This is a genomic window from Roseixanthobacter psychrophilus, from assembly GCF_043195195.1.
GTDB lineage: Bacteria > Pseudomonadota > Alphaproteobacteria > Rhizobiales > Xanthobacteraceae > NCEH01.
The window spans coordinates 465,536-479,783 of the sequence record NZ_JBAFWT010000001.1; the positions used below are offsets into that span (position 1 = coordinate 465,536).

Genomic DNA, 14,248 nt, shown 5'->3' on the forward strand with positions numbered 1-14,248 from the left:
CAGGCCGCGCCCTTCCGGGACGCCCCAATGACCCCTCCGGCCCGCACCGACGTACGTTTCTCCCGCCAAGCCTGGGCAGCCAATATCCCGCTCTACGATGCCATCCGCGCCATGCCGTTCAATGCGGAGCTGGCCGCCGGCACGCTGCGGGAAGATCGTTTCAAGCATTACATCGTCCAGGATGCCCATTACCTCATCGGTTTCGGCCGCGCCCTGGCGCTGGCGGCAGCCAAGGCGCCGGACCCCGACCGCATCGTACAGTTCGCCAAGGGCGCGGAGGTGGCGATCGTCGTCGAACGGGAATTGCACGGCTCTTTTTTCCAACAGTTCGGCATCGGGCCCACGGCGTTCGCCCGCATTCCGCTGTCGCCGGCGTGCCACCATTACGTTTCGTTCCTCCTCGCCACCGCCTACGCGGAACCCTATGAGGTGGTGCTCGGTGCGCTCTTGCCGTGCTTTTGGATCTATGCCGAGGTCGGGCGCGACATCCTCGCCCGCGCCGCGCCGGCCAATCCCTATCAGGCCTGGATCGACACCTATGCCGGGGAGGAGTTCCACGCCGCGGTGCAGGAGGTGATCGCCGCCACCGACGAGGCGGCGGAGCAAGCCGCGCCTGCAACTCGCGCCCGCATGTCCGCCGCCTTCGCCCGCGCGACGCAGCTCGAATGGATGTTCTGGGATTCCGCCTATCGCCTGGATACTTGGCCGGTTTGAACTGGCCGGTGTGAGCTGGTCCGTGTGAACGTGGTCGGTGTGAAACCTGGCCGGCGTCCCCAGGCGACTTTTCCTGTCCTTCGCGCTTGACTTGAAATGAGCGGCACCTCCATCCACAGCATGGTCTTGCCGCCGTCGTCGGAGATGGACACACTCCGCGCAAATAACCCGGCGCCGCGGAACAGCGGCGGCACGTGCTGCGCAGATGGAGCCGTCATGACCCCCACACCCGCATTCGCCCGCATCCCGTTCTCCTCGCTCGCGGCGGGATGTCTGCTCGCCATGGTGGCGATGCTGCCGGCGCCGGCGCATGCTGAAACCTGCCTGGAGCAGATCGTCGTGCTGCAGAAGCGGGTCGATGCGGTGCAGGGCAAACCGGCCACGCCCGCGGCCGAGCCGCAGAGCATCGGCGCCCAATTGAACCACGAACCGACCCCCGGTTCGGTCGCAGCCGCAACCGGCAACCTGCCCCCGCCGGTGGGCCCGGCGGCCGCCCTCAACGCGGCGCAGAATTTCCAGGCCGCCGGCGATGAGGCCTCGTGCCTCAAGGCGGTAAAGGAGGCCCGCGACATGCTGGAAGGCCGTTGAGGTCAAGCCCCTCTGCCGCGGCTTCGCTCCCGCGTGCGGGTCACGCACGCGGCCCGTCTCGCCCGATCCCTTGGCTAAGGTGACGTGATGCTCGATCCCTTTCTCGCCGGTCGCCTCACCTTTTCCCCCGCGCCGCCAAGCAAGCCGCCGCTTCCCGCCGGCCGGCACCTTTTGGGCATTGCCGCGGAGCGGGACGCTGTGCTTGTGGTGCCGCCGGGGCTCGATCCCTCCCGTCCGACGCCGCTCGTGGTGCTGTTCCACGGCGGCGGCGGGAGCGCGGAGAAGATCCTGCCGGTGCTCGAGGCCCAGGCGGGCCTGCACGGGTTCCTGCTGCTGGCGCCGCAATCGCTGTTTCCCACCTGGGACATCGTGATCGCCGGCAATGGTCCGGACCGGGAGCGGCTCGACCAGGCGCTCGCGGAGGTCGGGTCCCATTTCCTCGTGGACCGGCGCCATCTGGCGTTCGCCGGCTTCTCCGACGGCGGCAGCTACGCCCTCTCGCTCGGCCTGACAAATGGCAACATCGTCAGCCACATCATCGCGTTTTCCGCCGGCTTCATGTCGGTGCATGCGCAGGAAGGCGCCCCGCGCGTGTTCATCGCCCACGGTCTTCAGGACGAGCAATTGCCCATCGCCACAAGCGGCCGCTCCAACGCCGCCAAGCTCCAGGCGGCGGGCTATGACGTGCAATATGTCGAGTTCAACGGCACCCATGCGGTGCAGCCGCCGATCGTGTCCCTTGCCATGACTTTCTTCCTCGGTGCCCACGCTAAGGCCTGAGGCCTCTGCCCGCCCCGTTTTCCGACCATCCCCAGCGCCTGAAAACACGATCGCCCCGGGGTGGCCCTGGGCAAGGCTGAAACATAGCTTTTGATCTTGGGGCGTTCTGGGGGTAGAGGATCAGCCCGATCGTGAGCCCCATGACGTCATCAGCTCCTCCTCCCGTTCTCGCCGATCTGCGTGCCGAGATCGACCGCATCGACGAAGCCATGCACCGTCTCCTGATGGAGCGCGGCCAGATCATCGACCGCCTGGTTGCCGTGAAGCGCAACCAGAGCGAGGGCTCGGCATTCCGCCCTGCCCGCGAGGCCGCCATGATGCGCCGCCTCGTCGATCGGCATGCCGGCCTGCTGCCGCTCGATACGGTCGAGAGCATCTGGCGCGTCATCATTTCCACTTTCACCTATGTCCAGGCGCCCTATGCGGTGCATGCCGACCTCTCGGTCGGCGAGCCGCAGATGCGGGACAGCGCGCGCTTCCATTTCGGCTTCACCACGCCGTTCATCTCGCACATGGGCCCGCGCGGCGTGATCGAGGCGGTGGTCGGCTCCAAGGGCGACCTCGGCCTTCTGCCGGCCTCCGCCCTGTCGGGCGGCGATCCCTGGTGGACCACGCTGGAAGGCGCGGATGCCCCGAAGATCATCGCCCGCCTGCCGTTCGTGGAGCGCGCCGACCATCCCGCCGGTCTGCCGGTATTCGTGGTTTCCCACCCGATCAACGATGCCGCCGTGACCGAGGTGGAGACCTGGAGCCTGCATCTGTCCGGCTGGAGCGCCAAGGCCTCCGGTGCCCTTGCCGCACACGGTGATATCCTGGTGGCTGCCGAACGCGCACCGGGCCAGGCGGCCGTGCTGCTGAGCGTTCCCGCCGGCACGCGCGACACGGCCCTGGAAAGCGTGCGCCAGGCCGGCGTTGTCGTGAACACCGTTCTTCCCGTGGGCAGCCATGCTGCCCCCTATCGTCTCGGCGCGGATGGCATTCGCCGTTCGTGACCTGTGGAGTTGAGTATGTCCGCCCCCGCGCAAAGCCCCGATCTTCCCGCCCGTCCCGCGCCGCGCCCCGGCGTCTTGGACATCCGTGCCTATGTCCCAGGGAAGAGCCATGCGCATGGCGTCGAGAAGGTGTTCAAGCTCTCGTCCAACGAGACGCCGATCGGGCCGAGCCCGCAAGCGCTGAAGGCGTTCGCGGAGGCCGGCGCGCATCTGCAGGCCTATCCCGACGGCACCGCCGGCGTGCTGCGGCAGGCCATCGGCCGGACCTTCGGCATCGACCCCGACCGCATCATCTGCGGGGCCGGCTCCGACGAGATCCTTTCGATGATCGCCAATGCCTTTATCGGGCCGGGTGACGAGGCGATCTACAGCCAGTTCGGTTTCCTGGTCTATCCCATCGCCACGCTGGCGGCAGGGGGCACCCCCGTGGTGGTCCCGGAAACCAACCACACAGCGAACGTGGACGCCATGCTGGCAGCCGTGACGCCGCGCACGCGGGTGGTGTTCCTCGCCAATCCGAACAATCCCACCGGCACCTATCTACCGTTCGAAGAGGTGCGCCGCCTGCATGCCGGCCTGCCGGGCAACGTGCTGCTGGTGTTGGACGCGGCCTATGCGGAATATGTCCGCCGCAACGATTACGAGACCGGGCTCGAACTGGCGCTGACAGCCGAGAACGTCATCATGACCCGCACCTTCTCCAAGATCCACGGGCTGGCGGCGCTGCGGGTCGGCTGGGCGGTGGGGCCCGCGGCGATTCTCGACGCGATGAACCGCATCCGCGGCCCGTTCAACATGAATACTCCGGCTCTGCTGGCGGGCGCCGCCGCCATCGCCGATACCGCGCATGTGGACCTCGCGGTAGCGCACAATGAGCACTGGCTGCCCTGGCTCACCGCCGAGATCGAGAAGCTGGGCCTCAAGGTCACGCCCTCGGTGGCCAATTTCCTGCTGATCCACTTCGAGGACAAGCCGGGGCGCACGGCGCGCGATGCCGACGCGTTCCTCTCGGCGCGCGGCCTGATTCTGCGGGCGGTCGCGTCCTACGGCCTGCCGAACGCCTTGCGCATGACGGTGGGCACGGAAGAGGCGAACCGGCACGCCGTGGAGGCGCTTGCCGCCTTCGTCGCGGGAGCGGAGCATTGAACACGCCGCTCATCGGCCGTCTCGCGGTCATCGGCGCCGGCCTGATCGGCTCCTCGGTGGCCCGGGCCGCGCGGGAGAAGGGTCTGGCGGGCGAGGTCGTGGTGTATGACATCGACCCCGACGTGCGCGCCCGCGTGCGCGCACTCGGCTTCGCCGACACGGTCGCCGAGCAGGCCGAGGATGCGGCGGCGGGCGCCGACATCGTCATCGCCGCGGTGCCGGTGGGCGCCTCGGGCGCGGTGGCGGCGCAGGTCGGCCCACGGCTGAAGGCGGGCGCGATCCTTTCGGACGTCGGCTCGGTGAAAGGCGCTGTGATCGAGGCCATGGCGCCGTTCGTTCCGGCCTATGCCCATCTGGTCCCGGCCCATCCCGTGGCCGGCACCGAATTCTCAGGTCCAGAAGCGGGTTTCGCGAGCCTGTTCGAAAATCGCTGGTGCATCGTCACCCCCCCGGACGGCGCGGACCCGGCGGCGGTGGAGAAGCTTTCGGCGCTCTGGCGCGGCTTCGGCTCCAATGTGGAGCAGATGTCGGCGCAGCATCACGACCTGGTGCTGGCCATCACCAGCCATGTGCCGCACCTGATCGCCTACAACATCGTCGGCACGGCCGAACACCTGGAGAAAACCCTCACCTCCGAGGTGATCAAGTTTTCCGCCGGCGGCTTCCGCGACTTCACCCGCATCGCCGCCTCCGATCCCACCATGTGGCGCGATGTATTCCTCTACAATCGCGAGGCGGTGCTGGAGATGCTGGCGCGCTTCAACGAGGACCTCATGTCGCTGCAACGCGCCATCCGCTATGGCGACGGCGAGGCCCTGTTCCAGCATTTCACCCGCACCCGAGCGATCCGCAAGTCGATCATCGACCAGGGGCAGGAAACCGCCGCCCCCGACTTCGGCCGTCGCGGCGGCTGAGGGGCGCCGCTCAATAGAGCGGCGGAATGATGCCCACCGGGAACTTGCCGAGCTGGAGCACGCCTTCCTTCAGCAATAGGGAGAAGGTGGCGCCCCGGCGCCCGGCGACGTCGCCGGGCTTTCCCGCCAGCGCCAGGGCGCCGACGATGGGGGCAAGGTTCGGCGGGATGAGGCCGGTGCGGGCGAGGTTCTTCGTCACCTCCTCGATCCCGGCAAAGCCCACGTTCACTGCGCCATTGAGCCGGCCCGCGGGGTCGAGCGCCAGCGCGCCGGAGGCGCTGATCGCGGCCTTCGGGGTGGTTACGGTCAACGTATCGAGCTTGAAGATGCCGCCTGCGGCGGCCCAGGCGCGAAGCCGGTCGGCCACCGCCATGGGGCGGAAGTCCTCGGCCGCCGTCACCGTGCCCTGCAGGTTCAGGTTCAGCGGCCCGGTGGCGCCGGCGGCAGCCAAGGCCGCACTCTCGCCACCCTCGATGGAAGCGGCATAATCCACCCCGTCGGGCACGGCGGTGGTCGCGGGATTGCGGCGGGCGTGGATCTCCACATGCTTCGCCGAGAGCACGGGCAACGGATCGGTGCCCGGCGCGGGTATCCATTTCACGTCCGGCTGATCCACCACCAGGGCGAAGCGCTGCGGCCGGCCGCTGGTGTCGCCGATGCCGCTCATCTGCAGCAGCGACCAGTTGGCCTCATAGATGCGCCCGCTCCTCGGGTCCTCCACCTTCGCCGGTGCGGCGAACTCTGCGACGATATGGTTCGGCGCCCAGATCTGCGCGACCACATGGGCATTGGCGGCGGAAATGCGAAGCGGATCGCCGCCCTGGGTGTCAAGGGTCGGCGCCTTGCAAAGCAGCTCGAACCGGAACGGAAAGCCGCCGAAGGTGCGCTCACCGCAATTCCAGATCCGCCCCAGCGTCTTCTCCCGTACGATCCAGGCGTCGATCTCACGCTGCGCGCGATCGGAGGCATAGAACCAGAGGCCGCACCAACCGATGGCGAGCACCACCAGCAGGCTGAACGGGACAGCAATGATCCAGCTCTTGCGGCGACGCGGCGCGGTGGGCGTATCTGTCATGTGCGTTCCTGTAAGTCCGGTACCGAAAATGCCTGTCCCACGCGCCGGAAATGCGGCCGTTCGGGCACGCCGGGGCGCCGGTCTGAAATGCCTGCCCTTGCAGAGCGCGGAAGACGCTGTTAGGCGACGATGAACGTTCCGTGTCAATGCCGGCCGGCACCGCAATGATCTCCACTGCAGAACCACCACACGAGCATTGGGTGTTCGCCTATGGCTCGCTGATGTGGAATCCCGGCTTCGCCTTCGCGGAGAAGGCGCAGGCGCGCCTGCTCGGGGCGCATCGGTCCTTGTGCGTCTATTCCTACCACCACCGTGGCACGGCCGAACAACCGGGGCTGGTGCTGGGGCTCGACGTGGGCGGCTCGTGCCGTGGCATCGCCTATCGCATCGCCCCGCAGGACTGGGCGCAGACCCACGCCTATCTCACCGCGCGGGAACAGATTTCCGGGGTCTATCGGGAGCGGGTGCGGCGGGTGCAGGTGCTGGAGGGCGCGCGGCGCGACGCCCCGGCCGTGGCCTATCTCGTCGACCGCGGCCATGCCCAATATGCCAAGGGGCTCGGCCTTGAGGATCAGCTGCGCCTGGTGCGGCGGGCCCATGGAAAATCGGGACCGAACCGGGATTACGTGGTTTCCACCGTGCACGCGCTGGAGGCGCTCGGCATCGCCGATTCGGGCCTGAGCTGGATCGCGCACGAACTCAAATCGGGAGGTGGATAGGCCTCCGCTGGACTCCGGGCAGGAACCTGCCCGCCCGGAAGGAGGTCAGGCCGCGCGGCGGCTGGCGGCCGCGTGCGTGTGCATCATGTGGGTCGGGGCCGGCAACGCGAGACGCTCGGGCGGCGGCTCATGGGGCTCCAGGAAGCGCGCGAGGCTCTCGGGCACGTCTTCGCCGAAGACGTGGACATGCACTTCCTCCGCCTTCATGCGCCGGGCCGCCCGCCGCGCCGGCTCGCCCGCAGGACCCGCCCACATGGCGATCGGCCCCGCCGGCGTGCGCCGCGCGACGATGGCGAGCGCGTCCGGATAGTCCGGCGCGGCGTCCGCATCATAGATGGAGAAGATGTGGCGTTGCCCGTTTTCATCGCGCCAGAAACGAAAGCGCGGACCCAAAGGACCACCCGTCAGCCCGGAAAGCCGGCCGGCATCAAAAAGGGGAATGAGGAGCGAATCAGTCGCGTTCATGAGAACGAAACTAGAACAGCCCGAATCGGTGATCAAGAGTTTTCCACAGGGGCGAATTACGGGGATAAGCCGTCCTCCGCCGCAGGCTCGCCCCGGTCGATTTTCGGCGCGTTCGGGCCAAGCTCCTGCAATCCTTCCTGAAGCAGCCGCTCAGAGGCGGTTTCGATGTCGTTCTGCATCCGGCGCAGGAACGCACCGCGCGGCAATCCGACGGGGATAACCGGCAAAATTTCCACCCGCACCGTGCCGGGGCGGCGGATCAATTGGCCGCGCGGCCAGAACAGCCCCGAGTTGAGCGCGATGGGCACGCAGGGCACCTTCAGCGTGGTGTAAAGGTGCGCCACACCGAATTTGTAGGCCGGCGGCGCGCCGGGGGGACGGCGGGTGCCTTCGGGAAAAATCAGGATCTGGCGGCCTTGGGCGATCTTCTCCAACGCGGCGTCCGTCATGCCCCGCAGCGCCGTGGATTTGGCACCGCGGTCGATGGGAATCATCTCCGCCTTGGCGAGGAACCTGCCGAACATGGGCATGGACATCAGTTCGCGCTTCAGGATGAAGACCGGATCGGAGAACAGCGGCAGCAGCGCGATGGTTTCCCAAGCCGACTGATGCTTGGACACCACGAGCAACGGCCCCTCGGGGATGTTCTCCCGCCCGGTGATCTCCACCTTCATGCCGACGACGAAGCGCAGCAGCAGCAGGACGAGGCGGACCCACAGCATGATGAACCGGTCCCACAGCACCCGCCGGGCAACGAAGGGCATCATCAGCAGCAGGACGAACATCACAAGGATCGTGCTGGCGTAGAACAGCACCTGAAACAGGATCGACCGCAGAAAAATCACGCTTCGTCCCCTGGCCCCGTCGTGGCATGCCTTATCGGCGGATCAGCGATTGGCCGAGACCTGCGCGGGCGCGGGCGGCGGCGAATCGAGCGGCGCTACCGCCTGGGCGGGGCGGATTTTGGCCTGGGCCATCATGTACTTCAAATATTCCTTCACGAGGAGCTTCACCATCTGCGGATCGCTCCACCATCCCCGTTCGCTCACGCGGTCACTGACCACGGGATACGCCACCAGCTCCACGTCGGGCAGCGCGCGGCCGAGTTCGAACATGGCGCGGGGCATGTGCCAGGTGGAGGTCACCACCATCAGCGAGCGGAACCGCTTCGCCCGCGCCCATTCCGCCGCCTCAATGGCATTGCCCCAGGTGTTCAGCGCCTTGTGGCCGAGATCGACGCAACAGTCGAGCAGCGCCTCGCTCACCGGCAGGGCGCGACGCAGTTCGCCCGGAGAGGTGCTGCGGTTGACGCCGGTGATCAGCAGGCGCTTGCCATGCCCTTCGGCGAGGAGTTGCACCCCGTCGGACACCCGCGACTGGCCGCCCGTGAGCACCACGATGGCGTCCACCGGCTTGAGGGCCACCGGCTCCCGGCTGGCGATGCGGGCCGTGAACATGAGGAAGCCGCCTACCAGCGCCAGGGTGGCGCTGCCGATCACGAGGCCGACCGTGAGTGCCAGGATGCGGCGGCGCGACCGGCGCCATCTGGTGGGCCGGACCGCGGCTGCGCCCGGATCAGATCCCGTTGCTGCGTTAAAGCCGGTCATAGGGGCAGCATGACTGTGGAATGAGGCGGCGGCGAGGAGAAAATCTGAGCCGCCTCATTGGATCGTCCTCAACGTCCGGTAGACGGTCACGCGCGAGGTGAGTGCGGTGACACCCGCCACCAGCACCACCAGCCCGGCGATGCCGAGGAAGCCGTACAGGCCGGGATACAACCAGGTGAGGACGGAGGGGTCTTCCGGATCGCCACCGAAGCCGAGGCGCGGCAGGCTGGCGATGGCGAGGAACACCGCCGCCGCGCCGAGCCCGCCGAGCAGGCCGCCCTGCGCGCCGATCTTAAGAAAATGGCGCTGGAACTGGGCGGCGATGAAACCGTCGCGGGCGCCGACGAAATGCAGCACCTCGACGATGGTCCGGTTGGTCGCCACCGCCGCGCGGGTGGCGAACACCACCGAGAGCACGGTGGCCACGGCCACCAGCACCAGCACGCCGATGCCGGTCGCCATCACGCCCTCGGCCATGGAGCCGAGCCGACGCGACCAGGAGCGATGGTCGTCGAGGGTGGCGGTGGGGATCTTGTCGGTGAGCGTGCGGCGCAGGCGCGGCAGGTCCGGGCTTTGGCCGGGATCGAGCCGCAGCACGATGATGCGCGGCACCGGCAGGTCGGAATAGTCGAGCCCGGTGCCGAGCCAGGGCTCCAGCAGGCGCCCGGTCTCATCCTTGGTGAGCACGTGGACCTCGGTAATGCCGGGGGTCTGCTGGGCGATGTCGGCGGCCGCCTTCACCTGGGCATCCACGGCTGCGGGGTCGCCGGCGCGGATCTGGATCGTCACCTCGCGCGACACATCGCTGCGCCAGATGGCCGCCGTGGTGCGCACCGCGAGCACCGTGCCGAGGGTGAGGCTGGCCAGGAAGGTCATGATGGCCACCACCGCCACCAGCGCCCGCCCGGCCACGGTGGCGCGCGGCACGATGGAGCCCTGAGTCTTGCGGCTGGCCTTCTTGCGGGCCGGCGCGGCGGGCTGGGGCGCGGCAGCCTTGGACGCGACAGTCTTGGAGTCGGCGGGAGCGGGCTCGCGGCTATTCATAGACATAGAGCCGCCCGTCCGCGATCACGAGGCGCCGCGCGTCGAACTGGTCCATGAGCGCGATGTCGTGGGTGGCCAGAAGCACCGAGGTGCCGGATTTGTTCAGTTCCACGAACAGGCGCAGCAGGCGGCGCGCCAGGGTGGGGTCCACATTGCCGGTGGGTTCGTCGGCGAGCAGGAATTCCGGCCGGCCGATCAGGGCGCGGGCGATGGCGGCGCGCTGCTTCTCGCCGCCGGAGAGCACCGGGGGCAGCACGTTCATGCGGTCGCCGAGGCCGACCCAATGCATCAATTCCGTCACTTCGGCGCGGTAGCTGGTCTCTTCCTTGCCCAGCACGCGCAGGGGCAAGGCCACGTTCTCATAGGTGGTGAGATGGTCCAGCAGGCGGAAATCCTGGAACACGACGCCGATGCGCCGGCGCAGCACCGCCACTTCGTCGGGATCGAGCGAGGACACGTCGCGGCCGAACAGGGTGATCAGCCCGCGCGTCGGCTTGAGCGAGAGGAACAGCAGGCGCATCAAAGTGGTCTTGCCGGCGCCCGAGGGCCCGGTGAGGAACTGGAACGAATTGGGCTCGATGCTGAAGGTCACGTCCTTCAACACTTCCGGGCCCATGCCGTATCTCAGGCCGACATTCTCGAAGCGGACCAAAGCCCCCACCTTAAGCGAATCGGACGGTTTGCGCCCGCCAACCATAGACCTTGCCGGGGGGCGTGGCGAAAGGCCCGCCCGTCCGGCGCATGCGGCAGGAGTCTGGACGCTCGCCCGCGCCCGGTCCATGCTCGCACGAAATGAGAGGAACCATGTCGCTCCCTACGGTTAAAGTTCTGTTCGACGAGAACCGCATCGCCACCCGCAATCGCGAGTTGGCGGCGGAAATCGCCGCCCTGCAGCCGGAAAACCTGCTCGTGGTGGCCGTGCTGAAGGGCTCCTTCATGTTCGCGGCCGACCTGCTGCGGGCGCTGCACGGCTCCGGCCTCACGCCGGAAATGGAATTCGTCCACCTCTCCTCCTATCGCGAGGCGACGGTTTCGTCAGGCCAGGTGCAGATCCTGCGCGACGTGGAGAGCGACGTGCGCGACCGCGACGTGCTGCTGGTGGACGACATCCTGGAATCCGGACGCACGCTCGCTTTCGCCAAGGATCTCCTGGTGGCGCGCGGCGCCCGCCGGGTGCTGGTGTGCGTGCTGCTGGAGAAGCCCGGCAAGAGGGCGGTACAGATCGAGGCCGACCTGGTGGGCTTCGAAAGCCCCGACCTGTTCGTCGTGGGCTACGGCATGGACGTCGCCCACGCGTTCCGGCAATTGCCCTTCATCGGCCATATCGAAGGGCTGGACTGATCGCAGCGGCGGGAGGATCGCTCCCGTCCGCTGATCCGCTCGTCCCGAGCGTTCAGAAATTTTGCAGCAGCCGCTCGATATAATCGAGTTCGAGCTGCGGACGGTTGGTCTGCTCCAGGCGGCGGCGCAATTCCTCCAGCACCTGGCGGGCGCGCTGGACGTCCACCTCCTCCGGCACCTTCACGGAATAATCGTCGCCATAATCCTGGCTGCGCAGCGGCCGGCCCAGCGGGTCTGTGCGCTGGGCACCCTCGCCGGGAAGGCCGCCGGGCCCCTGGCCGTTGGGGTTGGGCTGCTGGCCTTCCGCCAAGGACTGGGCACCCTGGCGCAGGGCCTGGAGCGCGCGGCCCTGGGAATCCAGCGCCCCTTGGGCATTGCCTTCGCCCAGCGCGCGCTCGGCATCGCGCATCGCCTGTTCGGCCCGGCCGAAGGCGCGGCCGGCGCGGCCCGCCGGTCCCTCGCCGCCCTCGCCTTCGCCGGCCTGGCCTTGACCCTGACCTTGGCCTTGACCCTGACCTTCGCCCTGGCCCTGTTCACCTTGCCCTTGCTGACCTTGGCCCTGCTCCATGCGGCGCAACTCGTCCAGCATTTGTCCGAGGCGGCGGCGCAGGTCCTGCTGGCCTTCCTGGAGCGGGCTGAAGCCGTTCTCGCCCTGCTGCCCCGGTTCGCCTTGCCCCTGCTGGCCCTGTTCGCCCTGCTGACCCTGCTGGCGCTGGCGATAGGTGCGGTCGCGCAGGCGCTGCTGCTCCTGGATCATGTTGCCGAGCTCGCTCTGCCCCTGCTGGCCCTGCTGGCCGGCCTGGCGATTGCCCGGCTTGAGATTCTCCATCATGGCCTGGAGTTCGTCGAGCAATTGCTTGGCGGCATCCTTGGCGCCGCTGCGGGCGAGATTTTCGATGCGGTCCAGCATGCGCTGGAGATCCTGCGGGCGGATGACGCGGCTGTTCTGGTCGAGCGGGCGGGCATCGGCATTGCCGTTGCGCCGCGCCTCCTCGGCCAGTTGGCGCATCATCTTTTCCATGGCGGCGCGCAGGTCCTGCGTGAGGCGCTTGATCTCCTCGTCGCTGGCGCCGCGCTCCAAGGCGTCGCGCAGCGCCTGCTGGGCATCGCGCAATTCCTTCTGCGCGGTGCTCAGATCGCCATCCTCGATGGCGAGTGCCATGTCCCAGAGATAATCCACCACGCCCCGCAGATCGTCGTCGGTGCGGGCATTGTGCAACTGCCAATAGGCGCTGCGCAGGCCGAGATACTGGCCCGGTGGGATGGCGAACTGGTCCGGCGCGAGCGCCAGCGCCGCGAGGATGTCCTGCACCTGCCGGTTCGCGCCGGCATCGAGCGCGAGATGCTGGCGCTGCTCGATCAAGGCGCGCGCCAAAGGCTTGCTGAAGGTGCGCGCCGGCAGGCGGAAGGTCTTGGTCTCGCTCTCGCCGGTGTTGCCGGCGGCGTCGGTCACGGTCAGCTTCAGCCGCACCAGCGCACCCGCCCAGGGATGGGCGACCAGATCCTTGAGGGTCTGCGCGGCGCCGGTCTTGGAGCCGGCGCCAGGCAAGGCGAGGTCGAAGTCGGGCGCCTCGACCAGCGGCTTGGCCGCCACCGGCGCCGGAGCACCGGGACGCGGGAAGAACGAGGGCGCGGGCGGCGCGGCGGTGAACACCGCGCGGGCGCCCTTGGCGCCGTAATCATCCTCGATGCGATAGGCGAGCGCGAGCTGGTTGCGCTGGCCCGCCTGCGGCTCCTTCGCGAAGGCGATAACCGGCTTGGCATCGGGTATTGCGGTAAACATCCAGGTCACGCTGCGACGGTCGGGACCGGCGAACGAGACCTTCCCGGCCTCAGTGATCTCGAACCGGCGCTCCGGCGCGGTGGACGCGGACGGCGCCGGGGCTGGCCCCACGCTTTGCGGGCCCTCGGAAGCGGGTTGCGCCGCCTCATCCTGCGGCTTCAGTTCCGCAATGCCGCCTTCGGTCTTGAGCGCGGAACCATCCAGGCCCACGGCGCGCACCACCAGCACGCTGCCGGCGGGCACGGAAAGAGCGGTCGCCTGCAAGGTGGTGGGATCGTCCGAGCGCAGGCCGGGCAGCACCACCGGCGGGCGACCGGTATAGGCCGGCGGATCGACCCAGGCATCCAGGCGATAGGGGGTGCGCACCACGGCACCCGACCAGTCGAACGCGCTTTGGATGCGCATCCAGCGGTCGCCGGCGGCGAGGAAGAAGGTGGCGAAAAGCGCCAGAACGGCGAGTGCGCGGATCGCGCGGGGATCACGCGCGGCAAGACCCGGGGCCGGCAGGCCGGCCTTCAGGCTGCGCGCGGCCGCCAATGTGCGCGCCACATGGGCGCGCCACAAAGCGGCGCTGACGGGATCGTCCGCGCGGGTCGCGAGGGCATCGGAGATGGCTGTGGCGGGGCGATGGGAGAGCCGGCTCTCCCGATCGAGGCGCGCGAGCGCCTCGGCACGGCCGGGCACGCGGCCACGGACCAGGGGAAACAGGCTGGCGAGAAAGACGAGGGCGAACAGGCCGAAGCCCGCCATGCGCGCGAGCGGCGGCAGGACGAGCCAAAGGCCGGCCCAGGAGACGGCCAGAAACGCGGCAAGAACCACCAAGGCGGTCGCGAGAACGGGCCAAGCCTGCTCCCATGCCAGCACCCAGCGGGCACGGCTCACCGCGCGGTCAAGAAACGCCGTCGCGTCCCCGTCCGCCTCGGATCGCGCGACACCGCGCGGCGTCTTCACTTCCGGTGTCCCGCTCACGCGACCTCCGAACACCAGCCCCAAAGATCGAAGCTTAGCATGGTTGTCGCCGCAGGCCAGCGCGAGCGCCGCCGCATGCCCTCACGTCTCGTTCAGATCGACAGGGCTAGC

Annotated in this window: 15 protein-coding genes; 8 read left to right on the forward strand and 7 right to left on the reverse strand. The window is 68.5% G+C overall.

Translation table 11 applies throughout. The features are described from left to right. Nucleotides 1–27: 27 nt before the first annotated feature. The 6 genes from tenA to V5F77_RS02195 all read left to right on the forward strand — a co-directional run bounded on the left by tenA (nucleotide 28) and on the right by V5F77_RS02195 (nucleotide 5,134). Entirely contained in the window at nucleotides 28–714 is a 687-nt protein-coding gene (gene tenA, locus V5F77_RS02170) for a thiaminase II (RefSeq protein WP_429003653.1), read from the forward strand. Between the two features lie 216 nt (nucleotides 715–930). Continuing rightward, nucleotides 931–1,302: a hypothetical protein gene (locus V5F77_RS02175; RefSeq protein WP_429003654.1), complete on the forward strand. Its 372-nt coding sequence runs from the start codon at nucleotides 931–933 to the stop codon at nucleotides 1,300–1,302. 87 nt (nucleotides 1,303–1,389) lie between these two features. Further along, complete coding sequence (locus tag V5F77_RS02180) at nucleotides 1,390–2,082, forward strand: alpha/beta hydrolase (protein WP_429003655.1); 693 nt, start codon at nucleotides 1,390–1,392, stop codon at nucleotides 2,080–2,082. 140 nt (nucleotides 2,083–2,222) lie between these two features. Further along, on the forward strand, nucleotides 2,223–3,074 hold the full coding sequence (locus V5F77_RS02185) for a chorismate mutase (RefSeq protein ID WP_429003656.1): 852 nt from the start codon (nucleotides 2,223–2,225) through the stop codon (nucleotides 3,072–3,074). Nucleotides 3,075–3,089: 15 nt separating this feature from the next. Further along, entirely contained in the window at nucleotides 3,090–4,220 is a 1,131-nt protein-coding gene (hisC, locus tag V5F77_RS02190; protein ID WP_429003657.1) for a histidinol-phosphate transaminase, read from the forward strand. Beyond that, nucleotides 4,217–5,134: a prephenate/arogenate dehydrogenase family protein gene (locus V5F77_RS02195; RefSeq protein ID WP_429003658.1), complete on the forward strand. Its 918-nt coding sequence runs from the start codon at nucleotides 4,217–4,219 to the stop codon at nucleotides 5,132–5,134. Before hisC ends, V5F77_RS02195 begins: the two co-directional genes overlap by 4 nt. A 10-nt stretch (nucleotides 5,135–5,144) precedes the next feature. Here the strand turns inward: V5F77_RS02195 and V5F77_RS02200 are convergent, their stop codons facing one another. After that, nucleotides 5,145–6,209, reverse strand: coding sequence for a DUF2125 domain-containing protein (locus tag V5F77_RS02200; RefSeq protein WP_429003659.1), 1,065 nt, complete (start codon nucleotides 6,207–6,209; stop codon nucleotides 5,145–5,147). Nucleotides 6,210–6,355: 146 nt separating this feature from the next. On the opposite strand from V5F77_RS02200, the gene V5F77_RS02205 reads away from it, so the two are divergent. Then, nucleotides 6,356–6,928: a gamma-glutamylcyclotransferase gene (locus tag V5F77_RS02205; protein ID WP_429003694.1), complete on the forward strand. Its 573-nt coding sequence runs from the start codon at nucleotides 6,356–6,358 to the stop codon at nucleotides 6,926–6,928. A 45-nt stretch (nucleotides 6,929–6,973) separates the two neighbouring features. Here the strand turns inward: V5F77_RS02205 and V5F77_RS02210 are convergent, their stop codons facing one another. From V5F77_RS02210 to ftsE, 5 genes are read right to left on the reverse strand one after another with little or no spacing between them, the layout of a single operon-like run. Next, a complete protein-coding gene (locus tag V5F77_RS02210; protein WP_429003660.1) occupies nucleotides 6,974–7,393 on the reverse strand; it encodes a hypothetical protein in 420 nt (139 codons plus the stop codon). Between the two features lie 56 nt (nucleotides 7,394–7,449). Further along, nucleotides 7,450–8,238, reverse strand: a complete 789-nt coding sequence (locus V5F77_RS02215) for a lysophospholipid acyltransferase family protein (protein WP_429003661.1) — start codon at nucleotides 8,236–8,238, stop codon at nucleotides 7,450–7,452. 42 nt (nucleotides 8,239–8,280) lie between these two features. After that, nucleotides 8,281–9,000, reverse strand: coding sequence for a YdcF family protein (locus V5F77_RS02220; protein WP_429003662.1), 720 nt, complete (start codon nucleotides 8,998–9,000; stop codon nucleotides 8,281–8,283). 54 nt (nucleotides 9,001–9,054) lie between these two features. Then, nucleotides 9,055–10,050, reverse strand: coding sequence for a cell division protein FtsX (locus tag V5F77_RS02225; protein WP_429003663.1), 996 nt, complete (start codon nucleotides 10,048–10,050; stop codon nucleotides 9,055–9,057). Beyond that, nucleotides 10,037–10,696 carry a cell division ATP-binding protein FtsE gene (ftsE, locus tag V5F77_RS02230; protein ID WP_429003664.1) on the reverse strand — a complete coding sequence of 220 codons (660 nt, stop codon included), beginning with the start codon at nucleotides 10,694–10,696 and terminating at the stop codon, nucleotides 10,037–10,039. The genes V5F77_RS02225 and ftsE overlap by 14 nt, the downstream gene beginning before the upstream one ends. A 152-nt stretch (nucleotides 10,697–10,848) precedes the next feature. Here ftsE and hpt point away from each other — a divergent pair, with 152 nt between their 5' ends. Beyond that, the gene (hpt, locus tag V5F77_RS02235; RefSeq protein ID WP_429003665.1) at nucleotides 10,849–11,385 is read left to right on the forward strand and encodes a hypoxanthine phosphoribosyltransferase; all 537 of its coding nucleotides are present in this window, start codon (nucleotides 10,849–10,851) and stop codon (nucleotides 11,383–11,385) included. A gap of 52 nt (nucleotides 11,386–11,437) precedes the next feature. Here hpt and V5F77_RS02240 read toward each other — a convergent pair whose 3' ends face one another. Continuing rightward, a complete protein-coding gene (locus V5F77_RS02240; RefSeq protein ID WP_429003666.1) occupies nucleotides 11,438–14,137 on the reverse strand; it encodes a TIGR02302 family protein in 2,700 nt (899 codons plus the stop codon). Between the last annotated feature and the right edge of the window lie 111 nt (nucleotides 14,138–14,248).